Here is a 23,909-nt window from a genome sequence, read left to right on the forward strand (position 1 = left end):
GGTTCCGCGCAGCCGACGCCGCGCTAACGTCTACCGACGTGTCGTACCAGTGGAATCCGCCGCACCAACCACCCGCGCACCAGCCCGCGCCGCCGCAGGTCCCCGTTCACATCGGGGCGGAGGAGCCCCTGCGCCCACGCTGGCACGCCCTGCCGATGATGGCCGAGATCGCGCCGCTCGGCCTGCGCATCCGGGTGGAGCACGGGCTCGGCTCGATCACGCTGCCACCCGGCCACTACACCATCCACTTCTGGTCCCAGTACGTTCTCTGGCGGGTGGGCAAGGCGTCGCTGAACTTCGACACCACGCGCGGACCGGTCTGGCTGTACTACGCCGCGCCGCACACGATCTACAGCGCGGGCGCGGCGGGGTTCGAACCGCAGCAGCGTCCCGGCCGCTCGGGTCTGTACGTGATCTTCGGCCTGGCGCTGCTCGTCCCATTGCTCGTGGTGCTGATCGCCCTGCTGACCCGCTGAGCGAGCGCGCGCACGCCGAGAACGAGGTACGTCACGCCGGCGCCGAGAGTTCGGCGACGTCACCGCGGCCTCGCCCCTCGGTCGAGGAGACCGGACCGGCGGGCGAACTCATCCGACGACCGGAAACGCGACGGCGCGGCGGCCCCGGGAGGAGCCGCCGCGCCGAAGGCGATTGCTAGACCGTGAAGCCGAGGGCGCGCAGTTGTTCGCGGCCGTCCTCGGTGATCTTGTCGGGACCCCACGGCGGGATCCACACCCAGTTGATCTCGAGGTCCTCGACCAGGCCGGAGCGGACCAGCGCGTTGCGGGACTGGTCCTCGATGACGTCGGTCAGCGGGCACGCCGCCGAGGTCAGGGTCATGTCCAGCTTGGCGATCTCGTTCTCCACGCTGATGCCGTAGACGAGCCCGAGGTCGACGACGTTGATGCCGAGTTCGGGGTCGACGACGTCGCGCATCGCCTCCTCGATGTCCTCGAGGTGCTTGATCTGCTCGGCGGACAGCTCCACCTGCTCGGCGGGCTCCGCCTCGGTCACGGGTGTCTCACTCATGACGCCTGCCCTTCTCGTTCGGAGGTAATCCGAATCACCGCGTCCTTGAACGCCATCCAGCCCAGCAGCGCGCATTTCACCCGCGCCGGGTACTTCGCCACGCCCGCCAGGGCGATGCCGTCGCCGATGACGTCCTCGTCACCTTCGACGGTACCCCGGCTGGAGATCATCTCGTTGTAGGAGTCGACCACCTTCAGCGCCTGCTGCACCGGCAGCCCGATCACCTGATCGGTGAGGATGGAGGTGGCGGCCTGGCTGATCGAGCAGCCCTGCCCGTCGTAGGAGACGTCGGCGACGTCACCGTTGTCGTCCAGGTGCACGCGCAGGGTCACCTCGTCACCGCAGGTGGGGTTCACGTGGTGCACCTCGGCACCGAACGGCTCCCGCAGCCCGCGGTGATGCGGCCGCTTGTAGTGGTCCAGGATCACTTCCTGGTACATCTGCTCCATGCGCATGGTCTATGCAACTCCGAAGAAGCTTTGAGCCTTCCGCACCGCCGCGACCAGCGCATCCACCTCGTCCAACGTGTTGTACACGGCGAACGACGCGCGCGCAGTCGCGGCCACGCCGAAGCGCCGGTGCAGCGGCCACGCGCAGTGGTGGCCGACGCGGATCGCCACGCCCTGGTCGTCGAGAATCTGGCCCACGTCGTGCGCGTGGATGCCGTCCACCACGAACGCCACCGCGCCACCGCGCTCGACGTTCTCGGTGGGACCGATGATCCGCACGCCCTCGATCGCGCTCAGCCCGGCCAGCGCGGCGTCGGTGAGCGCGTGCTCGTGCGCCGCGACGGCGTCCATGCCGAGGGCCTCGAGGTACCGCACGGCCGCGCCGAGCCCGACCACCTGCGAGGTCATCGGCACACCGGCCTCGAACCGCTGCGGCGGCGGGGCGTAGGTGCTGTGGTCCATGAAGACGGTCTCGATCATGGAACCGCCGGTGATGAACGGCGGGGTCTCCTCGAGCAGCGCGCGGCGGCCGTAGAGCACGCCGACGCCGGAGGGGCCGAGCATCTTGTGGCCCGAGAACGCCGCGAAGTCCACACCGAGCGCGCGGAAGTCGACCGGCATGTGCGGCACCGACTGGCACGCGTCGAGCACCGTCAAAGCGCCGACTTCCCGTGCGCGGCGCACCAATTCGGCCACCGGCGCGACCGCGCCCGTGACGTTGGACTGGTGGGTGAAGGCCACGACCTTCGTCGCGGGCGAGAGCACCAGCGAATCCAGGTCGATGCGACCGTCATCCGTGACGCCGAACCACTTCAGCGTCGCGCCGGTGCGCCGCGCCAGCTCCTGCCACGGCACCAGATTCGCGTGATGCTCGAGCTCGGTGATGACGATCTCGTCGCCCGGGCCGACGTGGTGGGGGAACCGGTCGTCGCCGAACGCGTGGGTGACCAGGTTCAGCGATTCCGTCGCGTTCTTGGTGAACACGATCTCGCCCTGGTCCACGCCGACGAACCGCGCGATATCGGCGCGCGCGCCCTCGTAGGCGTCGGTCGCCTCCTCGGCCAGCTGGTGCGCACCGCGGTGCACGGCCGAATTGCTGGTCACGAGGAACGCGCGCTCGGCGTCGAGCACCTCGGTGGGACGCTGCGAGGTCGCGCCGGAATCCAGGTACACCAACGGCTTCCCGTCCCGCACCGTGCGGTGCAGGATCGGGAAGTCGGCCCGGATGCGGGCCACGTCGAGGGCGCGACCCGTGATGGGCGCCGCTGTCATATCAGGCTCCAGCTGCCGCGGTCTGCGTGAAGCGGACGTAGCCGTTGGCGTCGAGCTCTTCGGCCAGCTCGGGGCCGCCCTCGGCGACGATGCGCCCGTTCACGAATACGTGCACGAACTGCGGCTGGATGTAGCGCAGGATGCGAGTGTAGTGCGTGATGAGCAGCACGCCACCGTTCTCCCGCTCCTTGTACTTGTTCACGCCCTCGGAGACGATGCGCAGCGCGTCGACGTCCAGGCCGGAGTCGGTCTCGTCGAGGATGGCGATCTTCGGCTTGAGCAGGCCCAGCTGCAGGATCTCGTGGCGCTTCTTCTCACCGCCGGAGAAGCCCTCGTTCACGCTGCGCTCGGCGAAGGCCGCGTCGATCTCGAGCTCCGACATCGACTCCTTCACCTCCTTGACCCAGTGGCGCAGCTTGGGGGCCTCGCCGCGCACGGCGGTCGCGGCGGTGCGCAGAAAGTTCGACATCGAGACGCCCGGCACCTCGACGGGGTACTGCATGGCCAGGAACAGGCCCGCCCGCGCGCGCTCGTCCACCGACATCTCCAGCACGTCCTCGCCGTCGAGGGTGATGGAGCCGGAGGTCACCGTGTACTTCGGGTGCCCGGCGATGGCGTAGGACAGCGTCGACTTGCCGGAGCCGTTGGGGCCCATGATGGCGTGCGTCTCGCCCGACTTCACGGTGAGGTCGACGCCCTTGAGGATCTTGATGGGCTCGCCCGACTCGTCGGGGTTGGCGACCTCGACGTGCAGGTCCTTGATTTCCAGGGTGGTCATGGGAATTCCTTTGCGGGGGCTGTGGTTTCGGTGGTCAGACGCCGATGGCGGCGAGTTCGGCCTCGATGGCCGCCTCGAGCCGCTCCCTGACCTCGGGGACCGCGATCTTCTGGATGATCTCGTGGAAGAAGCCGCGCACCACCAGGCGGCGGGCGGCGTCCTCGGGGATGCCGCGGGCGCGCAGGTAGAACAGCTGCTCGTCGTCGAATCGTCCGGTGGCGCTGGCGTGTCCGGCGCCGGCGATCTCCCCCGTCTCGATCTCGAGGTTCGGCACCGAATCGGCGCGCGCGCCGTCGGTGAGCACCAGGTTCCGGTTCACCTCGAAGGTGTCGGTGCCCTCGGCCGCCGCGCGGATCAGCACGTCGCCGACCCACACCGTGCGGGCGTCGCCCTTGGGGGAATCCGGATCGCCTTGCAGGGCACCCTTGTACAGCACGTTGGACTTGCAGTGCGGCTGCGAATGATCCACCAGCAGGCGCTGCTCGAAATGCTGGCCCGCGTCGGCGAAGTAGAGGCCGAGCAATTCGGCGTCGCCGCCGGGGCCGTCGTACTTCACGGTGCCGGTCAGGCGCACCAGGTCGCCGCCCAGCGTGACGGCGGTGTGGCGCAGCGTGGCGTCGCGCCCCAGCCTGGCGTGGTGCGCGGTGGCGTTCACCGCGTCGTCGGCCCAGTCCTGGACCGCGACCACGGTGAGCTTCGCGCTGTCGCCCAGCACGAATTCCACGTTCTCGGCGTAGGTTCCGCTGCCCCGCTGGTCCAGGACCACGGTGGCGGCGGCGAAGGCGCCGAGCCGGATCTGCAAGTGGCCGTAGGCCGTACGGCCCTCACCGGGGCCGGTGACCGTGACGACGACGGGCTCGGCGACCTCGGTCTCCGCACCCACCGACACCAGCGTGGCCGATTCGAACCCCGAATACGCCTGCGCCGCGACACGATCGGCGGGCACGCCGGCCTCGCCGAGGCGGGCGTCGGTGCGGTCCACCGTCTCGACGGTGACACCCTCGACCTCGGTGACCTCGACGACGGCCTGCCCGTCGCGCACGGCGGTGCCGTCGTGCAGCCCACGCAGCCTGCGCAGCGGGGTGAAACGCCACTCCTCGTCGCGACCGGACGGCACCTCGAACGCGTTCACGTCGTAGGAGGTGAAGACCTCGCCCTTGTTGACCGCCGCCGCGGCACCCCGGTTCTGAGCCGGCCGGGCCGGGTTCTCGCCCTCGACCGCTCCCATCACACCAGTCGCCATCAGCCGACGGCCCCTTCCATCTGCAGTTCGATCAGGCGGTTGAGTTCGAGCGCGTACTCCATCGGGAGTTCCTTGGCGATCGGCTCGACGAAGCCGCGCACCACCATCGCCATCGCCTCGTCCTCGGTGAGACCGCGGCTCATCAGGTAGAACAGCTGATCCTCGGACACCTTCGAGACGGTCGCCTCGTGGCCCATGGTGACGTCGTCCTCGCGGATGTCGACGTAGGGGTAGGTGTCGGACCGGCTGATCGTGTCGACCAGCAGCGCGTCGCACTTCACCGTCGACTTCGACCCGTGCGCGCCCTTGTTGACCTGCACCAGGCCGCGGTAGGAGGCACGGCCGCCGCCGCGCGCCACCGACTTCGACACGATGGTCGAGGAGGTGTGCGGCGCCAGGTGCAGCATCTTCGCGCCGGTGTCCTGGTGCTGGCCCTCGCCGGCGAACGCGACCGAGAGCACCTCGCCCTTGGCGTGCTCGCCGGTCATCCAGACCGCCGGGTACTTCATGGTGACCTTGGAGCCGATATTGCCGTCGATCCACTCCATGGTCGCGCCCGCCTCGGCCTTGGCCCGCTTGGTGACCAGGTTGTAGACGTTGTTCGACCAGTTCTGGATGGTGGTGTAGCGGCAGCGGCCGCCCTTCTTCACGATGATCTCGACCACCGCGGAGTGCAGCGAGTCGGACTTGTAGATCGGCGCGGTGCAGCCCTCGACGTAGTGCACGTAGGCGCCCTCGTCGACGATGATCAGGGTCCGCTCGAACTGGCCCATGTTCTCGGTGTTGATGCGGAAGTAGGCCTGCAGCGGGATGTCGACGTGCACGCCCGGCGGCACGTAGATGAACGAACCGCCCGACCACACGGCCGTGTTCAGCGCGGAGAACTTGTTGTCACCGGCGGGGATCACCGAGCCGAAGTACTCGCGGAAGATCTCCGGGTGCTCCTTGAGCGCGGTGTCGGTGTCGAGGAAGATGACGCCCTGCTGCTCCAGGTCCTCACGGATCTGGTGGTAGACGACTTCGCTCTCGTACTGCGCGGCGACGCCCGAGACCAAGCGCTGCTTCTCCGCCTCCGGGATGCCGAGCTTGTCGTAGGTGTTCTTGATGTCCTCGGGCAGGTCCTCCCAGCTCTCGGCCTGCTTCTCGGTCGAGCGCACGAAGTACTTGATGTTGTCGAAGTCGATGCCCTCGAGGTTGGAGCCCCAGTTCGGCATCGGCTTGCGGTCGAAGATCCGCAGCGCCTTGAGCCGGATGTCGAGCATCCACTCGGGCTCGCTCTTCTTCGCCGAGATGTCGCGGACGACCGCCTCGGACAATCCGCGCTGGGCACTGGCGCCTGCGACATCCGAATCGGCCCAGCCGTAACCGTAATTGCCCAGCGAGGCGATCGTCTCTTCCTGGGTGAGCGGCTGCACCTGGTCGGTGGTCGTCGTCATTCGGCACTCCTTCCGGAGTCGTTCGTTCGGTCCGCCGCGGGCTGTGCGGCGGGGAGAGATGAAGTTGTCGACCGGTCGCCCGCGGCGATCGGCAGGGTCAGCAGCGGCACGTGCGTGGTGCACGCGCAGTCGCCGTTGGCGATGGTGGCCAGTCGTTGCACGTGGGTGCCGAGCAGTTCGCGGAACGCCTCCAGCTCGGCCTGGCACAGTTGCGGGAACTCCTCGGCCACGTGCGAGACCGGGCAGTGGTGCTGGCAGATCTGCACGCCCGCGCCCACCTTGCGGGTGGTCGCTGCGAAACCGGCGTCGGTGAAGGCGTCGGCGATCTCGTCGGCCTTGGCGGCCGTGCGCTCCGGCGTGTGCTCGGTCACCGGCTCGATCCCGGCCACGATAGTGCGTGCCCGTTTGCGCGCGAACTCGGTGATGGCCTGCTGGCCGCCGATCTCGCCGAGCTGGCGGATCGCCGCCCCGGCCAGATCGTCGTAGGCGTGGCCCAGCGTTCCGCGGCCGGCGGCGGTGAGCTGATACTGCTTGGCGGGCCTGCCACGGCCCTTCTGCTGCCACGGCGCCGAGCGGCCCGCCCTGGCCTGACCGGAGTCGATGAGCGCGTCGAGATGCCTGCGTACACCGGCCGGGGCCAGTCCGAGTTTGGTGCCGATGGCGGTCGCGGTGATCGGGCCTTCCTCCAGCAGCAGCTGGACGATGGCGGCCCGGGTGTGGCCCTCGGTCCCCGCCGCGGGCGCAGCCGAGGACGCGGCACCGGCCCGTCGGCCGGTCCTCTCGTCGCTCTTCCGCAAACCCACTGTTTTCACAACACCAGTGTGTCGGAATTCGTTCCCGAAATCTAATAAGGGTGCCCTGACTTGCGGCGATACCGAGCCCGGCCGGATGCCGTTCCGGACGGGCATGCGCGCCCTCAACGGGTGCCGCGGGTTCGCGAGGCCGTCGGCCGCGGTGCGTCTCACGGCGGCATCACGGCGACCGAAATCCTTGCGAACCTGCCCTGACATGTGGTTATGCGCTAGAAACCGCCCGCGGCGGTGCGGCCGTCCGCCGTTCGCCGGAATTTCTCCGGCGCGAGCCACTCACCCCGGTGCGACTTTCGCCACAGGCGGGCACGGGCACCGGGTGTTCCGCGCGGGCGGTCCTGCGGGACCGGTACCGATCACGCGCCCACTAGGCTTCCTGCCGTGGCGGTTGTAGACAGTGCGCGGCTCGTGGAGGTGCGGCGCAAGGCGAGGAGATTCGGGCGCCGGGCGCTGGGGCTCGACGCGCCCGCCGCCGATCATTCGGTCGCCGTCCTGCACCGCGACGAGTCGGAGGTCCCCGCACTGGACCAGCGGGAGTTGCAGCAGTTCAACCGCATCCGGCTGCTGGGCGCCACCGGCGCGGTGCTGATGGTGATCAGCGCGCTGGGGGTCGGCGCGCAGCCGGTGTTGCAGAACCCGGTCTCCGGGATGCGGATCGTGGCGATCTTCGGGCGGGCCCACACCGGCTCGCTGGCGGTGTGCATGGTCGGCACGGCGCTGGTGGTACTGGCCTGGCTGCTGCTCGGGCGGTTCGCCGTCGGCGGGCTGGGCGGTTCGCCGCGCCACCGCATCACCCGGTCGCAGATGGACCGCACCCTGCTGCTGTGGATCCTGCCGCTGTGCGTGGCGCCGCCCATGTTCAGCAACGACGTCTACTCCTACCTCGCGCAGAGCGAGATCGCCGCGCGCGGCATCGACCCGTACTCCGAGGGGCCGAGCCAGGCCCTCGGCAACGACAACGTCCTCACCCGCAACGTGCCCAACATCTGGCGCGAGACCCCCGCCCCGTACGGTCCACTGTTCCTGTGGGTCGGCCGCTGGATCGCCGAATTGACCGGCGACAACATCATTTTCGGCGTCTGGATGCACCGCCTGCTGGCCCTGGCCGGCGTCGCGCTCATCGTGTGGGCGCTGCCGCGGCTCTCGGTGCGCTGCGGTGTGGCGCCGGTGAGCGCGCTGTGGCTGGGCGCGGCCAACCCGCTGGTGCTGTTCCACCTGGTCGGCGGCGTGCACAACGACGCGCTGATGCTCGGCCTGATGCTCGCGGGCCTCGAGCTGTGCCTGCGCGCCGTGCACGACACCCGCCCGTTCGACGGCCGCGCCTACGCGCTGCTCATCGCCGGGGCGGTGGTCATCACCTTGTCCTCGTCGGTGAAGGTCACCTCGATGGTGGCCATGGGCTTCGTGTGGATGGCGCTGGTCCGCAGAGCCGGCGGCGGCTTGCGGGCGATCATCGTGTGGGCGGCGTTCCTGGGGGCGATAGCGCTGGGCACCACCGCGCTGATCAGTTCGCTGAGCGGGCTCGGCTTCGGCTGGATGTTCACCCTCAGCGTCGCCAGCGTGGTGCGCAGCTGGATGTCGCTGCCCACCGCGATCGGCGTCGTCACCGGATTCGGCGGCGTCCTGCTGGGCCTGGGCGACCACACCACCGCGATGCTCAGCATCACCCGGCCCATCGCCATGGTGGCGGCCGCGTTCGTCACGGTGCGCATGCTCGTCGCCACCGGCACCGGGCGCCTGCACCCCGTCGGCGCGCTGGGCGTCTCGCTGGGCGCGATCGTGCTGCTGTTCCCCGTGGTGCAGCCCTGGTATCTGCTGTGGGCGATCGTGCCGCTGGCCGCGTGGGCGACCCGGCCGATCTTCCGCGTGCCCGCGGTGGCGATGTCGGCGTTCGTGAGCCTGTTGCAGATGCCGCGCGGCGGTGAGTTCGAGGTGTTCCAGATCGTCGGGTCCGCGATCGCGACCGTCATCGTGTGCGTGCTGTTCATCGTCCTCACCCGCAATGTGCTCCCGTGGCGGGCGCAGCCGGGGGTGTCGGCTTCGTCACAACAGCCCACGTCCTACGGTGTTTCCTCGTGAACGCAGCCTCCGGACCCGCCGTTAGCGTCGACGGCGTCGTCAAGCGGTACGGCGAGACCACCGCCGTCGAGGGCCTGTCCTTCGAGATCGAACGCGCGCAGGTCCTGGCGCTGCTCGGCCCCAACGGCGCGGGCAAGACCACCACCGTCGAGATGTGCGAGGGCTTCGTCCGACCCGACGCGGGCCGCGTGCGGGTGCTCGGCCTGGACCCGGTCGCCGATTCGGACCGGCTGCGTCCCCGCATCGGCGTCATGCTCCAGGGCGGCGGCGCCTACCCCGGCGCACGGGCCGGCGAGATGCTGGACCTGGTCGCCGCCTACTCGGCCGACCCGCTCGACCCCGACTGGCTGCTGCGCACCCTGGGCCTCCAGGACACCCGGCGCACCCCCTACCGGCGGCTGTCGGGCGGTCAGCAGCAGCGGCTGGCGCTGGCGTGCGCGCTGGTGGGGCGGCCCGAGATCGTCTTCCTGGACGAGCCGACCGCCGGGCTCGACGCCCAGGCCCGGATCATGGTGTGGGAGCTGATCGACGCGCTGCGCCGCGACGGCGTGACCGTGCTGCTCACCACGCACATGATGGACGAGGCCGAACAACTGGCCGATCAGCTCGTCATCATCGACCACGGCCGCGTGGTCGCCTCCGGCACGCCCGCCGAGGTCACCGCGCACGGCGCCGCGGGCCAGCTGCGCTTCTCCGCGCCGCCCAAGCTGGACCTGGACCTGCTGAGAACGGCGCTGCCGGAAGGATTCTCGCCGCGCGAGACGAGTCCCGGCTCGTATCTGATCGAGGGCGAGATCGACCCGCAGGTCCTGGCCACCGTGACCGCGTGGTGCGCGCGGGTGAACGTGCTGGCCACCGACATCCGGATCGACCAGCGCCGCCTCGAGGACGTCTTCCTGGAACTGACCGGACGGGACCTGCGCGGATGATGACCCAGCCTGAACGCACCACCAACCGCTTCGCGCCGGGCACCTTCGCACCCGATCCGCGGCCGGCCGGCTTCCCGGCGATGCTGGCCGCGCAGACCCGGCTCGAGCTGATCCTGTTGCTGCGCAACGGCGAACAGCTGCTGCTCACCATGTTCATCCCGATCACGCTGCTGGTCGGGCTCACGCTGCTGCCGTTCGGCGACCTGGGCACCGAACGGGTCGCGACCATCGTGCCCGCCGTGATGATGGTGGCGGTGATGTCGACCGCGTTCACCGGCCAGGCCATCGCCGTCGGCTTCGACCGCCGCTACGGCGCGCTCAAACGCCTGGGTGCGACGCCGCTGCCGCGCTGGGGCATCATCGCGGGCAAGAGCGCCGCGGTGTTGATAGTCGTTGTGCTGCAAGCGGTTCTGCTCGGCGCGATCGGGGTGGCGCTGGGCTGGCGGCCGGGGCTGGGAGGGCTGGCGCTGGGCGCACTCGTGATCGCGCTGGGCACCGCGACGTTCGCCGCCATGGGCCTGCTACTGGGCGGCACGCTCAAGGCCGAGATCGTGCTCGCGCTGGCCAATGTCCTGTGGTTCGTCATGCTCGGCATCGCGAGCGTGGTGTTCGCCTCCGACGACCTGCCCGCGGCCGTGGAGATCGCGGCGCGACTGGTGCCCTCGGGGGCGCTGGCGGTAACGCTGGAGGAGGCGCTGCACGGCGTCGTCGACTGGTTCGGGATCGCGGTGCTGGCGATCTGGGGTGCGGTGACGGGGTTGCTCGCCGCGCGCTGGTTCCGCTTCGAGTGACCGCGCCGACGGCGTGAACGACGTCACGTAGTAGACCGCCTGCGGGCGGCTCGGGGGCGCTCGCTACCATCGTCGGGTGCTGTATCGCGCCTTTCTGCGGCTGGTCGACAAGCTCCCGCTCCCCTCGCTGCGGGCGCAGCGACTGATCGCGCTCGCGGTCCTGCTGACCCAGGCGGGCATCTCCGTCACCGGCGCCATAGTCCGCGTGACGGCGTCGGGCCTGGGCTGCCCCACCTGGCCCCAGTGTTTCCCCGGCAGCTTCACCCCCGTCGGCGTGTCCGAGGTGGCGGTGCTGCACCAGGCCGTCGAGTTCGGCAACCGCCTGCTCACCTTCGTGGTGACGCTGTTCGCGGGTCTCATCGTGCTGGCGGTCACCAGGGCGCGGCGGCGGCGCGAGGTGCTGACCTACGCGTGGCTGATGCCGGCCGGCACCGTCGTGCAGGCGATCATCGGCGGCATCACCGTGCTCACCGGGCTGCTGTGGTGGACGGTCGCGATCCACCTGCTCGCCTCGATGGTGATGGTGTGGCTGGCCGCGGTGCTCTACACGCGGATCGGCGAACCCGACGACGGCGTGGAAGTCGTGCAGGCGCCCGCTCCCCTGCGCTGGCTGACGGCGCTGAGCGGGGTGGCGCTGGCGGGCGTGCTGATCGCGGGCACGCTGGTGACGGCGGCAGGCCCGCACGCCGGCGACAAGAGCATCGACCGGCCGGTGGCGCGGCTCGAGGTCGAGATCGTCACGCTGGTGCACCTGCACTCGCAGCTGCTCGTCGGCTATCTGGCGCTGCTCGTGGGCCTGGCGTTCGGCCTCTACGCGGTCGGCATCACGCGCGTGATCAAGCACCGGCTGTTCCTGGTCCTCGGGCTCGTGGTCTCCCAGTCGCTGGTCGGCGTCGTGCAGTACTTCACCGACGTGCCCGCCGCGCTGGTCGCCGTCCATGTGGGTGGCGCGGCCGCCTGCACCGCCGCCACGGCGGCCCTGTGGGCCGTGCTGCGCACCCGCGAGCCGGTCCCGGCCGTCGCGCCGGAACCGGCCGCCACCCGCGCCGCATCCTGATCCGGGCCTCACCGCGCGACCGGGTGGTAGCGCAGGTTTCACCTCCGCCGGTGCTGATGACGCGGCCCGGGTTCCCGGCACCGCGTGGCAAGATCGGATTCGTCGTGACTCCGAATCGGCCCGTTGCCCTGGTGACGGGAAGTTCGCGCGGTCTGGGTAGTGCGATCGCGCGGCGGCTCGCCGCCGACGGTGCGGCCGTGGTGGTCAACGGGTTTCGCGACGACGAGCGGGCGGAAGCGGTCGCCGCGTCCGTTCGCACGGAAGGCGTTGTGGCCGAGGCGATCACCGCCGATGTCACCGATGAACGGCAGGTCGCCGATCTGATCGCCGCGGTCACCCGCACCCTGGGACCGGTGGACGTGCTGGTGCTCAACGCGACCGGTCCGCAACCGGAGGCACCGCTCACCGAGGTCGGGTGGGCGGATCACCTCGCCCGGCTCGACTTCTTCGTCAAGAGCCCGGTCCTGCTCGGGCGCGCGGTGATCCCGGGATGCGCGAGCGCCGGTTCGGGCGCATCGTGCACATCGATTCCGAGGTCGCCGACCGCCCGCCGCCCGGCCGCTCCGCCTACGGCGCGGCGAAGAACGCCCAGATCGGGCTCACCCGCGCCTGGGCCCGGGAACTCGCGCCCTTCGGCATCACCGTGAATACCGTTGCCCCCGGCTTCATTCCGGTCGAACGCCACGACGGGGTGCCCGAAGCCACCCGCGAGAGCTACCGGAGCACGGTGCCCGCGGGCCATCTCGGCGCCCCCGCCGACGTGGCCCACGCCGTCAGCTTCTTCGCCTCGCCACGCTCCGGCTTCCTCACCGGCCAGCGCCTGCTCGTCGACGGCGGCCGCGCCCGGCACGTCTGAGCGCGCCCCTCGATCACACCACCGACGGTCGATCCAGGCTCGACCAGAGCGGATCACCTTGGGCGACGAGCAGTTCGGCGATCTCGGCGCGGGCCTGCTCGACACCGCGGTCGCCGTCGACGCAATAGCCGGACTCGGCGACGGTCAGCAGCTTCACGTTCACCATGCGGAAGCGGGACAGCGGGCCGTCGACGGTGCGCGGGAAATCGTCGTCCTCCAGGCCGAGCAGCGCGGTGACGTGACCGTTCTCGTCCACGTAACGTCCGCGCGCGGAGTCCGGGAAGTCCAGCCCGCCCAGTCCCATCGACAGGGTGCCGTAGTGGGCGAGGTTGTCGGCGAAGCGGAACCCGTGCTGCGACACCGTCGAGGAGATCGCGGCGACCAGCTGCCCGAGCCACGAGGTCATGACGTCGCCGAAGCTCGCGTCGGCCGGCAGATCGCGGGAGGCCGCGTACACCTCCACCTCCACCCCGTTGGTCGGGTCCGCGTCCGACCACTCCGCGGGGAACGACAGACCCAGGCTGGTCACCACCGTCCCGTGCGCGTTGCGCACCACCCGGTGACTGGGTTGCCGGATGGTCGGCGGCGCGGGTTCGTTCACGCCCATCTGCGCCCACAGCTCCGCCGGGATGAACTTCGATTGATAGCGCGGGGCCGAAATTCCCTGATCGATCCGCCCCCACGCATTCCAGACGTCGTTGTGCAGGTCCCACATCCGGGCCTCGTAGCGCTCGTAGACATCCGTTTCGTCCGTATCGGTCACGGACATGACGTTAGCCGAGCCCTCCGACACCCCGGAAACACCGCTCGGCCAGGGTCGTTGGTCCTCATATCCGGTGCCGCGCGGCAGACGTATCGCCACGGGATCAGCTGCCAGGATGGAGGTGTCGACAACGAAGGGATCGTGATGAGCACTCTCGCCAATCAGCAATCGATCGTCGTCGGGGTGGACGGCAGCGCGGCCGCGCTCGCCGCCGCGCGCTGGGCCGCAGCGATCGCGGCCCGCCGCGCGGTGCGGCTGGAGGTCGTCTCGGTGGTGCCCACCTTCGACTACAGCCTCACGGCGGCCCAGGTCGCCGACGCCGACCTGCTGCCCACCCTGCGCATGCTCGCGAAGAAACATGCCGATGCCGCGGTCACCGCCGTGCGCGCCGACCAGCCCGACCTCGAGATCACCCAGGCCAACCCGGAGGGCGTGCCCGCCGACGAACTCGTGGCCGCGGGCGAGGGCGCCCGGCTGGTGGTGGTCGCCGCGAACACCGATTCCCGGCTCACCACGCTGCTGCTCGGCTCCACCGCGCTGCGTGTGGCGAACCAGTCCGCGTGCCCGGTCGCGGTGTGGCGCGGCGATTTCGGCACACCGCTGCCGGACACCAGGCCGGTGCTGGTCGGTGTGGACGGCAGCCCCGACAGCAACGCCGCCATCGGTGAGGCGTTCGAACTGGCCGCGCTGCTCGGGGCCGGTGTGCTCGCCGTGCACGCGTGGGCCTACCAGGATCTGTCGCAGTGGTCGCCGCGGCCGGAGAGCTGGGACGCCCTCGCCGAACAGGAGCACACCCTGCTCGGGGAGCGGCTCGCGGGCTGGTGCGACAAGTTCCCCGACGTGGAGGTGACCAGGCTGGTGGTGCGCGACTCGCCCACCAAGGCGCTGCTCCAGCAGGCCGGCGAGGCCCAGGCCGTGGTGACGGGCAGCCACGGGCACAACCGCGTCACCGGCTTGCTGCTCGGCTCGACCAGTCAGAACCTGCTGCACCACGCGCCGTGCCCGGTGCTGGTCACCAGGGCGTGAACGTCACTTCTCGTTGCGCGCCTTGGGGAATCGCTTCTGGCGGGCCACCCAGCCCGCCATCTTCGCCCAGTGGCCACGCTCCGGGGTGACGATCGAGGTGAGTTCGCGGTCCCACTCGTCGGCCTCGGCGAGGCCCTCGATGGTCTCCACCAGGTGCTTCGCGGTGGGCATATCGGCGACGACGCGGTCACCGAGGACGCCGTCGGCGCCGACGAGCGTGACCCGCACGCCGATGCGGCCGATCTGCTGGAGCACGGCGGTGGCGGAACCGCCGTGCTCGGCGACGAATCCCTTCACCGAGTCCACCAGGGCGCCGGACAGTTTCTCGGGGGCCGGGGCGGCGGCGGTATCAACGCTCATGCTCCCGGAGTTTACCGGCCGGTAGGTCCGAGTCCACCCCCGGCGGGTGTAGAACTGGATGTCATGCGCGCCATACAGGTTGCCGAACACGGCGGTCCCGAGGTCCTGCGATACACCGAGGTGCCGGAGCCGCAGATCGGCCCGGATCAGCTGCTGGTGGACACCCAGGCGGTCGGTGTGAACTTCATCGACACCTACATCCGCACGGGCACCTATCCGCATCCGGTGCCGTACGTGCCCGGTGCGGAGGGCAGCGGTGTGGTCGCGGCGGTCGGCTCTGACGTCACCGGGTTCGCCGTGGGCGACCGGGTGGCCTGGGCCGCCGCGCCGGGCAGCTATGCCGACCGGGTCGCGGTGCCCGCCGCGGTCGCGATCCCGGTGCCCGACGGCGTGGACCCGCCGGTCGCCGCCTCGGCGCTGCTGCAAGGGATGACCGCGCACTACCTGATCGAGTCGATCTACAAGCCCGAGCCGGGCGAGACGGTGCTGGTGCACGCGGGCGCGGGTGGCGTGGGCCTGATCCTCACGCAGCTCGCGACCGCGCGCGGCGTGCGGGTGATCACGACGGTGTCCTCCGACGAGAAGGCGGCGCTCTCGCGCGAGGCCGGGGCCGCCGAAGTGCTGCGCTACACCGACGATCTCGCCGACCAGGTGCGCGAGCTCACCGACGGCGTGGGCGTCGCGGCGGTCTACGACGGCGTCGGCAAGGCGACGTTCGACGCCAGCCTCGCCGCGCTGCGCATCCGGGGCACGCTCGCCCTGTTCGGCGCGGCCAGCGGCCCGGTCCCCCCGGTCGACCCGCAGCGCCTCAACGCCGGCGGCTCGCTGTTCCTGACCCGCCCCACATTGGCCCACTACACCCGTGACCGCGAGGAACTGCTCTGGCGCGCGGGCGACATCCTCGCCGCCCTCGCCGACGGCACCCTCACCCTTCGCATCGGCGCCACCTATCCCCTCGCCGAGGCCGAACAGGCGCACCGCGACCTGGAGGCCCGCAAGACCACCGGCTCGATCGTCCTGATCCCCTGAACGATCCCGCGCCGAAGGGCCGACGCACCGCGAGTGCGTCGGCCTTCGTGTTCGGGGGGTTTCGGCGGGAAGGTCAGCCGAAGAAGCTGCCGATCGTGTCCCAGCCCAGCACCGAATCCACGGCCAGGCCGCAGAACACCACCGCCAGGTAGTTGTTCGACTGGAGGAACAGCCGCAGCGGCTTCACCGACTCGCCCCGGCGCACACCGGAGTAGAGCTGGTGGGCCATGAGCAGGAACCAGGCGCCGGCCACCAGCGCCACCGCGGCGTAGATCACGCCGGTCGCGGGCACCAGGGCCAGCGTGGTGAGCACGGTGAGCCAGGTGTAGACGACGATCTGCTTGGTGACCGTCTCCTCGGTGGCGACCACCGGCAGCATGGGCACGCCCGCCGCGCGGTAGTCCTCCTTGTAGCGCATGGCCAGCGCCCAGGTGTGCGGCGGCGTCCAGAAGAAGATGACGCCGAACAGCGCCAGCGCGGGCCAGCCGATGGTGCCCGTCACCGCCGACCAGCCGACCAGCGCGGGCATGCAACCGGCCGCGCCGCCCCACACCACGTTCTGCGAGGTGCGCCGCTTGAGGCCGAGCGTGTAGACGAAGACGTAGAACAGGATGGTCGCGACCACCAGCGCGCCGCTGAGCAGGTTCGCCTGCCACCACAGCCACGCGAACGACGCGATGCCGAGCACGACGCCGAACACGAACGCGTTGCGCGTGGGCACCGCCTCGCGCGCCAGCGGCCGCTTGGCGGTGCGCTTCATCACCTTGTCGATATCGGCGTCGGCGACGCAGTTGAGGGTGTTGGCGCTGGCCGCGCCCATCCAGCCGCCGAACAGCGTGGCCAGGATGAGGCCGATGTCGATGTGGCCGCGGTCGGCCAGCAGCATCGTCGGGATGGTCGCCACCAGCAGCAGTTCGATGACGCGCGGCTTGGTCAGCGCGATGTAGGCGAGCACCCGCCGCATCAGTCTGGACGGCAGGCCGGCACCGGTGAACCGGTCGGCGAGCACCGTCGCGGAGGAGCCGTGCGCGCCATTGCCACCCGGCTGTTGCCCAATCCGCACTGTCTCTCCTCGCACGCTGTGCTCCGCATCCGGCAATGGAACGAGCAGCGCGCTCGTTTCCCGCTGTCACGGATACACAGCCTGTGCGGCGCGGCTACTACTACAGAGGATGGTAGACCCTCGCCGGCAGCGCTCCGACGCTCACCCCGGCCCCGACGGGCCCACCGCCCGGTCGGCAGGAGGTCACGATCGGTTCACCGCGCGGTCCGCGCCGGGTTGCGAAACGCGACACTACGCGCCGGTACGACGGGTTCCCGACATGCCGCTCAGGGGGCACATCTAGGGTGGTTGGGTACACCCGGTCGGCCCCGCGGCCGCCGCGCGTTCACGCCGCCCACCCACCCGCCGTCGACGAGACCAATGTCAGGAGAACCTCGGTCGTGTCAGTGACAGACGACATCCGCGCCCTCACTCAGCCGAACCACCCGGACGACTGGACGGATCTGGACACCAAGGCCGTCGACACCGTCCGTGTCCTCGCCGCCGACGCGGTGCAGAACGCCGGGAACGGTCACCCCGGCACCGCCATGAGCCTGGCCCCGCTGGCCTACACCCTCTACCAGCGGGTGCTGCGCCACGACCCGAGCGACCCGAGCTGGGTCGGCCGCGACCGCTTCGTGCTCTCGTGCGGGCATTCCAGCCTCACCCAGTACATCCAGCTGTACCTGGCCGGTTTCGGCCTGGAGCTCGACGATCTGGTCAACCTGCGCAAGTGGGGTTCGCGCACCCCCGGCCACCCGGAGTTCCGCCACACCGACGGCGTCGAGATCACCACCGGCCCGCTGGGCCAGGGCCTGGCCTCCGCGGTCGGCATGGCGATGGCGGCCCGCCGCGAGCGCGGCCTGTTCGACCCCGACGCCGCGCCGGGCACCTCGCCGTTCGACCACTTCGTCTACGTCGTCGCCTCCGACGGTGACCTGGAGGAGGGCGTCACCTCCGAGGCGTCCTCGCTCGCGGGCACCCAGCAGCTGGGCAACCTCGTGGTGATCTACGACGACAACAAGATCTCCATCGAGGACGACACCACCATCGCCTTCACCGAGGACGTGGCCCAGCGCTACGAGGCCTACGGCTGGCACGTGCAGACCGTGCTCGGCGGCGAGGACGTGGTCGCCATCGAGAACGCGATCGCCGCGGCCAAGGCGGAGACCGCCAAGCCCTCGATCATCGTGCTGCGCACCGTGATCGGCTACCCGGCGCCGAACAAGATGAACACCGGCGCCTCGCACGGCGCCGCCCTGGGCGCCGACGAGGTGGCCGCGACCAAGAAGATCCTGGGCTTCGACCCCGAGAAGACCTTCCAGGTGGACGAAGAGGTCATCGCCCACACCCGCAAGGCCGTCGAGCGCGGCCAGGCCGCGAAGGCCGCGTGGCAGAAGGAGTTCGACTCCTGGGCCGCCGCCAACCCGGAGCGCAAGGCGCTGTTCGACCGGCTGGCCAACCGCGATCTGCCCGAGGGCTGGACCGAGCAGCTGCCGATCCACGCGCCCGACCCCAAGGGCATGGCCACCCGCAAGGCGTCGGGCAAGGTGCTCGCCGCGCTGGCCGACGTGCTGCCCGAGCTGTGGGGCGGTTCGGCCGACCTCGCCGAATCCAATAACACCACCATGCCGGGCCAGCCCAGCTTCGGCCCCGAGTCGATCTCGACCGGCATGTGGAAGGCGAACCCGTACGGGCGCACCCTGCACTTCGGTGTGCGCGAGCACGCGATGGGCGCGATCCTCAACGGCATCGCGCTGCACGGGCCGACCCGCCCGTACGGCGGCACCTTCCTGGTGTTCAGCGACTACATGCGCCCGGCCGTGCGCCTGGCCGCGCTCATGCGGGTGCCCGCGATCTACGTGTGGACCCACGACTCCATCGGCCTGGGCGAGGACGGCCCCACCCACCAGCCGATCGAGCACCTGGCCGCGCTGCGCGCCATCCCGGGCCTGAACGTGGTGCGCCCCGGCGACGCCAACGAGACCACCTACGCCTGGCGCACCATCCTGGAGCGCGACTCCAGCGAGCACACCTCGCACTTCTCGGTGTCGGAGCCGCCGCACCAGGACGGCCCGTCGGCGCTGGCGCTGACCCGTCAGGACCTGCCGATCCTGGAGGGCACCAGCTACGAGGGCGTGGCCAAGGGCGGCTACATCCTGGCCGAATCGTCCACCGCCACCCCGCAGGTGATCCTCATCGCCACCGGCTCCGAGCTCCACCTCGCGGTGGCCGCGCGCACTACGCTGGAAGCGCAGGGCATCGGCACCCGCGTGGTCTCGATGCCGTGTGTGGAGTGGTTCGACGCGCAGGACAAGGCTTACCGGGACCAGGTGCTCCCCCCGGCGGTCCGGGCGCGCGTCTCGGTCGAGGCCGGTATCGCCATGCCGTGGCACCGGTTCACCGGCGACGCGGGCGAGACCGTCTCCATCGAGCACTTCGGCGCCTCGGCCGATCACAAGACCCTGTTCCGCGAGTTCGGCTTCACCGAAGAGGCGGTCGTCGCGGCGGCGCGGCGCTCGCTGGACAACGTGAAGGGATAAGCGCATGGCACAGAACGAGAACCTCGCGGCCCTGTCCGCCGCCGGTGTATCGGTGTGGCTGGACGATCTGTCGCGCGACCGGATCAACTCGGGCAACCTGGCCGAGCTGATCGCCACGCGCAGCGTCGTCGGCGTCACCACCAACCCCACCATCTTCCAGGGTGCGCTCAGCCAGGGTCACGCCTACGACGCGCAGGTGAAAGACCTTGCGGCACAAGGGGCCGACGCCGACGCGGCGATCCGCACCATCACCACCGACGACGTGCGCTCCGCCTGCGACGTGCTGGCCGGGGTGTACGAGGCCAGCCGCGGCGTGGACGGCCGGGTCTCCATCGAGGTCGACCCCCGCTTCGCGTTCGACGCGGACAAGACCGTCGCGCAGGCCATCGACCTGTGGAAGACGGTGGACCGGCCCAACCTGTTCATCAAGATCCCGGCCACCGAGGCGGGCCTGCCCGCCATCACCTCGGTGATCGGGGAGGGCATCAGCGTGAACGTCACGCTGATCTTCTCGGTGGCCCGCTACCGCTCGGTCATGGGCGCCTACCTGGACGGCCTGCGCAGGGCCAAGGCGGGCGGCCACGACCTGGCCAAGATCCATTCCGTCGCCTCGTTCTTCGTGTCCCGCGTGGACACCGAGATCGACAAGCGGCTCGAGGCCATCGGCACCGAGGCGGCGCTCGCGCTGCGCGGTAAGGCGGGCGTGGCCAACGCGCGCCTGGCCTACGCCGAGTACCAGGACGTCTTCGACGGCGGCGCGCACACCTCGACCTATCAGCATCTGGCCGCGATGGGCGGCAACCGGCAGCGCCCGCTGTGGGCGTCGACGGGCGTGAAGAACCCGGACTACTCCGACACCCTCTACGTCACCGAGCTGGTCGCCCCGAACACAGTCAACACGCTGCCGGAGAAGACGCTCGAGGCCGTCGCCGACCACGGCGAGATCCGCGGCGACACCATCAGCGGCACCGCCGACGAGGCGCGGCAGGTGTTCGACGCGCTGGCCGAGGTCGGCATCGACCTGGACGATGTGTTCGCGCTGCTCGAGCGCGAAGGCGTGGAGAAGTTCGAGAAGTCCTGGGAGGAACTGCTGACGGCCACCACCGCCGAACTCGGCGCCGCGTCCGGGGGCAACTGACCCCATGGCAGGCACAGCCACTCGCCCGTCGACCGGATGGCAGAACCCACTGCGCGACGAGCGGGACAAGCGGGTACCGCGGATCGCGGGCCCGTGCAGCCTGGTGATCTTCGGCGTCACCGGCGACCTGTCCCGCAAGAAACTGATGCCCGCCATCTACGACCTGGCGAACCGGGGGCTGCTGCCCCCCGGTTTCGCCCTGGTCGGCTTCGCCCGGCGTGACTACGCCGACGAGGACTTCGCGCAAGTCGTGCTCGACGCGGTGAAGTCCCACGCCCGCACGCCCTTCCGCCAGGAGGTCTGGGACCACCTGGCGGAGGGGATCCGGTTCGTGCAGGGCACCTTCGACGACGACGCGGCCTTCGCGACCCTCGCCGACACCTTGGCCCGGCTCGACGCCGAACGCGGCACGGGCGGCAATCACGCCTTCTACCTGTCGATTCCGCCGGACATGTTCCCGGTGGTGCTGGACCAGCTCTCCGAGCACAAGCTCGCCGAGCCCTCCACCACCGACGCGGCGGGCCGCAAACCGTGGCGGCGGGTGGTGATCGAGAAGCCGTTCGGGCACGACCTGGACAGCGCGGTGGAGCTGAACGCGCTGGTCAACCGGGTGTTCCCGGAGGAGACGGTGTTCCGCATCGACCACTATCTCGGCAAGGAGACGGTGCAGAACGTGCTGGCGCTGCGCTTCGCCAACCAGCTGTTCGACCCGATCTGGAACGCCAACTACGTCGACCACGTGCAGATCACCATGGCCGAGGACATCGGCCTGGGCGGGCGCGCCGGCTACTACGACGGCATCGGCGCGGCGCGCGACGTCATCCAGAACCACCTGTTGCAGCTGCTCGCGCTCACCGCCATGGAGGAGCCGATCAGCTTCGAGCCCAAGCAATTGCAGACCGAGAAGATCAAGGTGCTCTCCGCCACCAAACTGGTGGAGCCGCTGGACGAGACCACCGCGCGCGGCCAGTACGCCGAGGGCTGGCAGGGCGGCGAGCACGTGGTGGGCCTGCTCGACGAAGAGGGTTTCGACCCGAACTCGCGCACCGAGACCTACGCGGCCATCACCCTCGAGGTCGACACCCGCCGCTGGGCCGGGGTGCCGTTCTACCTGCGCACCGGAAAACGCCTGGGGCGCCGGGTGACCGAGATCGCGGTGGTGTTCAAGCGCGCGCCGCACCTGCCCTTCGACCAGACCATGACCGAGGAACTCGGCCAGAACGCGCTGGTGATCCGGGTGCAGCCCGACGAGGGCATCACCATGCGGTTCGGCTCCAAGGTGCCCGGATCGGGCATGGAGGTCCGCGACGTCAACATGGACTTCAGCTACGGCGAGGCGTTCACCGAATCCTCCCCCGAGGCCTACGAGCGCCTGATCCTGGACGTGCTGCTGGGCGTGCCCTCGCTGTTCCCGGTGAACGCCGAGGTCGAATTGTCCTGGCGCATCCTGGATCCCGTGCTCGAGCACTGGGCGGCCGACGGCAGGCCCGAACCGTACGAGGCGGGCACCTGGGGCCCGGACTCGGCCGACGAGATGCTGGCCCGCACCGGCCGGGAATGGCGGCGACCGTGATCATCGACCTGCCCGACACCACGACCGGCGCGGTGACCAAGCGCCTCATCCAGCTGCGCGAGACCAACGGCGTCATCACCATGGGCCGGGTGCTCACCCTGGTGGTGTGCACGCTGGACAGCTCCGAGGCCGAGGACGCCATCGATGCGGCCAACGACGCCAGTCGCGAACACCCTTGCCGCGTGGTGGTTCTCGCGCGCGGCGACCGGGACGCCGAGACCAAATTGGACGCGCAGATCCGCGTCGGCGGCGACGCGGGCGCGGCCGAGGTGATCGTGCTGCGGTTGCAGGGACAGCTGGTGAATCACGAGAGCAGCGTGGTGATCCCGTTCCTGCTGCCCGACACGCCCGTGGTGGCGTGGTGGCCGCGGGGCGCGCCGGAGTTCCCGTCCCGGGATTCGGTGGGCAAGCTGGCCACCCGGCGCATCACCGACGCCACCTTCGCCCGCGATCCGCAGGCCACCATCAAGAACCGCCTGAACTCCTACGCTCCCGGCGATACCGATCTGGCGTGGAGCCGGATCACGTACTGGCGGGCGCTGCTGGCGGCCTCGCTCGACGAGCCGCCGTTCGAGCCGGTCGACTCGGTCACGGTGTCGGGCCTGCGCGAGGAGCCGGCGCTGGACATCCTGGCGGGCTGGTTGGCGGCGCGGCTGAACTGCCCGGTGCACCGGCGCACGGGACCGCTGCGGGTGGAGGTGCACCGGCCCACGGTGTCCATCGCCATCGAGCGGCCGCAGACCGGGCGCACCGCCACGCTCACCAGGACCGGCGATCCCGATCAGCGGATCGCGTTGGCGCGCAGGGAGACCCGCGACTGCCTGGCCGAGGAACTGCGCAGGCTCGACGCCGACGACATCTACGTCGAGGCCCTCGCCGGAATCGAGAAGGTGACCTATGAGTGAGACCCCCGCTCAGCAGTACGCCGATCAGGATCGGCGCATCGACAGCGGTTTCCCCGCGAACACCGTCGAAGTGCATCCGGGCAACGCCGAGTTGATCGCCGCGGCGGCGGCGCGTTTCGTGCAGGTGGTGGTCGCCGCGCAGGCCGCGCGCGGATCGGCGTCGGTGGTGCTCACCGGCGGCGGGTCCGGTGTCGCGCTGCTGGAGAAGGTGCGCCAGGCGCCCGGCGACATCGACTGGGCGAAGCTCGATCTCTTCTGGGGCGACGAGCGTTTCGTCCCGGCGGGCGACGCGGAGCGCAACGAATTGCAGGCCAGGCAGGCGCTGCTGGATCACGTGCCGGTCGATCACGCGCGCGTCCACCCGGTCGCCACGTCCGACGGCGAGTACCCCGATCCGGTCGAGGCGGCCGCCGAGTACTCCACCGCCGTGCACGCGTATCTGGCCGAGCACGGGGCGTTCGATCTGCATCTGCTCGGCATGGGCGGTGAGGGACACGTGAATTCGCTGTTCCCGCACACCGACGCGGTGCGCGAGGAGCACGAACTCGTTGTCGCGGTGACGGATTCGCCGAAGCCGCCACCGGTGCGGGTCACCCTCACGCTGCCGGCGGTGCGCCGCTCCCGCCACGTGGTGCTCGTGGTGGGCGGCGCGGCCAAGGCGGAGGCGGTCGCCGCCGCGCTCGGCGGCGCGGACCCGGTCGACATTCCGGCCGCCGGGGCGCGCGGCAGCGAGTCCACGACGTGGCTGCTGGATCAGGACGCCGCGGCGGGTCTGAGCTGAGGCCCGGCCGCGTGCGCAGCCGTG

22 protein-coding genes and 1 pseudogene are annotated in these 23,909 nt (G+C 70.4%); 13 read left to right on the forward strand and 10 right to left on the reverse strand.

Annotated elements, in window-relative coordinates; all coding sequences use genetic code 11:
• Window positions 1-38 precede the first annotated feature (38 nt).
• The gene (locus tag OHB21_RS32285) at window positions 39-476 is read left to right on the forward strand and encodes a hypothetical protein (RefSeq protein ID WP_067509463.1); all 438 of its coding nucleotides are present in this window, start codon (window positions 39-41) and stop codon (window positions 474-476) included.
• Window positions 477-651: 175 nt separating this feature from the next.
• Here OHB21_RS32285 and OHB21_RS32290 read toward each other — a convergent pair whose 3' ends face one another.
• The 7 genes from OHB21_RS32290 to OHB21_RS32320 are packed head-to-tail and all read right to left on the reverse strand — an operon-like array spanning window position 652 to window position 7,112.
• Window positions 652-1,026, reverse strand: a complete 375-nt coding sequence (locus OHB21_RS32290) for a metal-sulfur cluster assembly factor (RefSeq protein ID WP_067509466.1) — start codon at window positions 1,024-1,026, stop codon at window positions 652-654.
• A complete protein-coding gene (sufU, locus tag OHB21_RS32295; protein ID WP_067509467.1) occupies window positions 1,023-1,481 on the reverse strand; it encodes a Fe-S cluster assembly sulfur transfer protein SufU in 459 nt (152 codons plus the stop codon). Before sufU ends, OHB21_RS32290 begins: the two co-directional genes overlap by 4 nt.
• A 3-nt stretch (window positions 1,482-1,484) precedes the next feature.
• The gene (locus OHB21_RS32300) at window positions 1,485-2,747 is read right to left on the reverse strand and encodes a cysteine desulfurase (RefSeq protein ID WP_067509468.1); all 1,263 of its coding nucleotides are present in this window, start codon (window positions 2,745-2,747) and stop codon (window positions 1,485-1,487) included.
• Window position 2,748: 1 nt separating this feature from the next.
• Window positions 2,749-3,525: a Fe-S cluster assembly ATPase SufC gene (gene sufC, locus OHB21_RS32305; protein WP_067509469.1), complete on the reverse strand. Its 777-nt coding sequence runs from the start codon at window positions 3,523-3,525 to the stop codon at window positions 2,749-2,751.
• A gap of 34 nt (window positions 3,526-3,559) precedes the next feature.
• Window positions 3,560-4,768, reverse strand: a complete 1,209-nt coding sequence (gene sufD / locus OHB21_RS32310; protein WP_407675059.1) for a Fe-S cluster assembly protein SufD — start codon at window positions 4,766-4,768, stop codon at window positions 3,560-3,562.
• The gene (gene sufB / locus OHB21_RS32315; RefSeq protein WP_067509470.1) at window positions 4,768-6,204 is read right to left on the reverse strand and encodes a Fe-S cluster assembly protein SufB; all 1,437 of its coding nucleotides are present in this window, start codon (window positions 6,202-6,204) and stop codon (window positions 4,768-4,770) included. The genes sufD and sufB overlap by 1 nt, the downstream gene beginning before the upstream one ends.
• A complete protein-coding gene (locus OHB21_RS32320) occupies window positions 6,201-7,112 on the reverse strand; it encodes a helix-turn-helix transcriptional regulator (RefSeq protein ID WP_084537692.1) in 912 nt (303 codons plus the stop codon). The genes sufB and OHB21_RS32320 overlap by 4 nt, the downstream gene beginning before the upstream one ends.
• Before the next feature lie 282 nt (window positions 7,113-7,394).
• Here OHB21_RS32320 and mptB point away from each other — a divergent pair, with 282 nt between their 5' ends.
• The 5 genes and pseudogenes from mptB to OHB21_RS32345 all read left to right on the forward strand — a co-directional run bounded on the left by mptB (window position 7,395) and on the right by OHB21_RS32345 (window position 12,725).
• On the forward strand, window positions 7,395-9,092 hold the full coding sequence (mptB, locus tag OHB21_RS32325; protein WP_195124463.1) for a polyprenol phosphomannose-dependent alpha 1,6 mannosyltransferase MptB: 1,698 nt from the start codon (window positions 7,395-7,397) through the stop codon (window positions 9,090-9,092).
• The gene (locus OHB21_RS32330; RefSeq protein ID WP_067509477.1) at window positions 9,089-10,021 is read left to right on the forward strand and encodes an ABC transporter ATP-binding protein; all 933 of its coding nucleotides are present in this window, start codon (window positions 9,089-9,091) and stop codon (window positions 10,019-10,021) included. Before mptB ends, OHB21_RS32330 begins: the two co-directional genes overlap by 4 nt.
• Window positions 10,018-10,812: an ABC transporter permease gene (locus tag OHB21_RS32335; RefSeq protein WP_067509479.1), complete on the forward strand. Its 795-nt coding sequence runs from the start codon at window positions 10,018-10,020 to the stop codon at window positions 10,810-10,812. The genes OHB21_RS32330 and OHB21_RS32335 overlap by 4 nt, the downstream gene beginning before the upstream one ends.
• Before the next feature lie 76 nt (window positions 10,813-10,888).
• Window positions 10,889-11,869: a COX15/CtaA family protein gene (locus OHB21_RS32340; protein WP_067509482.1), complete on the forward strand. Its 981-nt coding sequence runs from the start codon at window positions 10,889-10,891 to the stop codon at window positions 11,867-11,869.
• Window positions 11,870-11,925: 56 nt separating this feature from the next.
• Window positions 11,926-12,725: pseudogene (locus tag OHB21_RS32345) on the forward strand (SDR family NAD(P)-dependent oxidoreductase).
• A gap of 13 nt (window positions 12,726-12,738) precedes the next feature.
• On the opposite strand, the gene OHB21_RS32350 reads toward OHB21_RS32345, so the two are convergent.
• Window positions 12,739-13,488 carry a hypothetical protein gene (locus OHB21_RS32350; protein WP_195124464.1) on the reverse strand — a complete coding sequence of 250 codons (750 nt, stop codon included), beginning with the start codon at window positions 13,486-13,488 and terminating at the stop codon, window positions 12,739-12,741.
• A gap of 144 nt (window positions 13,489-13,632) precedes the next feature.
• Here OHB21_RS32350 and OHB21_RS32355 point away from each other — a divergent pair, with 144 nt between their 5' ends.
• Window positions 13,633-14,514: a universal stress protein gene (locus OHB21_RS32355; RefSeq protein ID WP_067509486.1), complete on the forward strand. Its 882-nt coding sequence runs from the start codon at window positions 13,633-13,635 to the stop codon at window positions 14,512-14,514.
• 3 nt (window positions 14,515-14,517) lie between these two features.
• Here the strand turns inward: OHB21_RS32355 and OHB21_RS32360 are convergent, their stop codons facing one another.
• A complete protein-coding gene (locus OHB21_RS32360; protein ID WP_067509488.1) occupies window positions 14,518-14,874 on the reverse strand; it encodes a hypothetical protein in 357 nt (118 codons plus the stop codon).
• Window positions 14,875-14,937: 63 nt separating this feature from the next.
• On the opposite strand from OHB21_RS32360, the gene OHB21_RS32365 reads away from it, so the two are divergent.
• Window positions 14,938-15,903, forward strand: coding sequence for a quinone oxidoreductase family protein (locus OHB21_RS32365; RefSeq protein ID WP_067509490.1), 966 nt, complete (start codon window positions 14,938-14,940; stop codon window positions 15,901-15,903).
• Window positions 15,904-15,976: 73 nt separating this feature from the next.
• Here the strand turns inward: OHB21_RS32365 and OHB21_RS32370 are convergent, their stop codons facing one another.
• A complete protein-coding gene (locus OHB21_RS32370; RefSeq protein ID WP_067509492.1) occupies window positions 15,977-16,966 on the reverse strand; it encodes a heme o synthase in 990 nt (329 codons plus the stop codon).
• A gap of 380 nt (window positions 16,967-17,346) precedes the next feature.
• On the opposite strand from OHB21_RS32370, the gene tkt reads away from it, so the two are divergent.
• From tkt to pgl, 5 genes are read left to right on the forward strand one after another with little or no spacing between them, the layout of a single operon-like run.
• The gene (gene tkt / locus OHB21_RS32375; RefSeq protein ID WP_067509494.1) at window positions 17,347-19,488 is read left to right on the forward strand and encodes a transketolase; all 2,142 of its coding nucleotides are present in this window, start codon (window positions 17,347-17,349) and stop codon (window positions 19,486-19,488) included.
• Between the two features lie 4 nt (window positions 19,489-19,492).
• Entirely contained in the window at window positions 19,493-20,626 is a 1,134-nt protein-coding gene (gene tal / locus OHB21_RS32380) for a transaldolase (protein WP_067509496.1), read from the forward strand.
• A gap of 4 nt (window positions 20,627-20,630) precedes the next feature.
• Window positions 20,631-22,199 (forward strand): glucose-6-phosphate dehydrogenase, encoded by a 1,569-nt coding sequence (gene zwf / locus OHB21_RS32385; RefSeq protein WP_067509498.1) that lies wholly within the window; start codon window positions 20,631-20,633, stop codon window positions 22,197-22,199.
• Window positions 22,196-23,104, forward strand: a complete 909-nt coding sequence (gene opcA, locus OHB21_RS32390; protein WP_195124544.1) for a glucose-6-phosphate dehydrogenase assembly protein OpcA — start codon at window positions 22,196-22,198, stop codon at window positions 23,102-23,104. Before zwf ends, opcA begins: the two co-directional genes overlap by 4 nt.
• On the forward strand, window positions 23,097-23,885 hold the full coding sequence (gene pgl, locus OHB21_RS32395; RefSeq protein WP_084537686.1) for a 6-phosphogluconolactonase: 789 nt from the start codon (window positions 23,097-23,099) through the stop codon (window positions 23,883-23,885). Before opcA ends, pgl begins: the two co-directional genes overlap by 8 nt.
• Window positions 23,886-23,909: the final 24 nt, after the last annotated feature.

The organism is Nocardia puris (assembly GCF_036051655.1).
Taxonomy (GTDB): domain Bacteria; phylum Actinomycetota; class Actinomycetes; order Mycobacteriales; family Mycobacteriaceae; genus Nocardia; species Nocardia puris.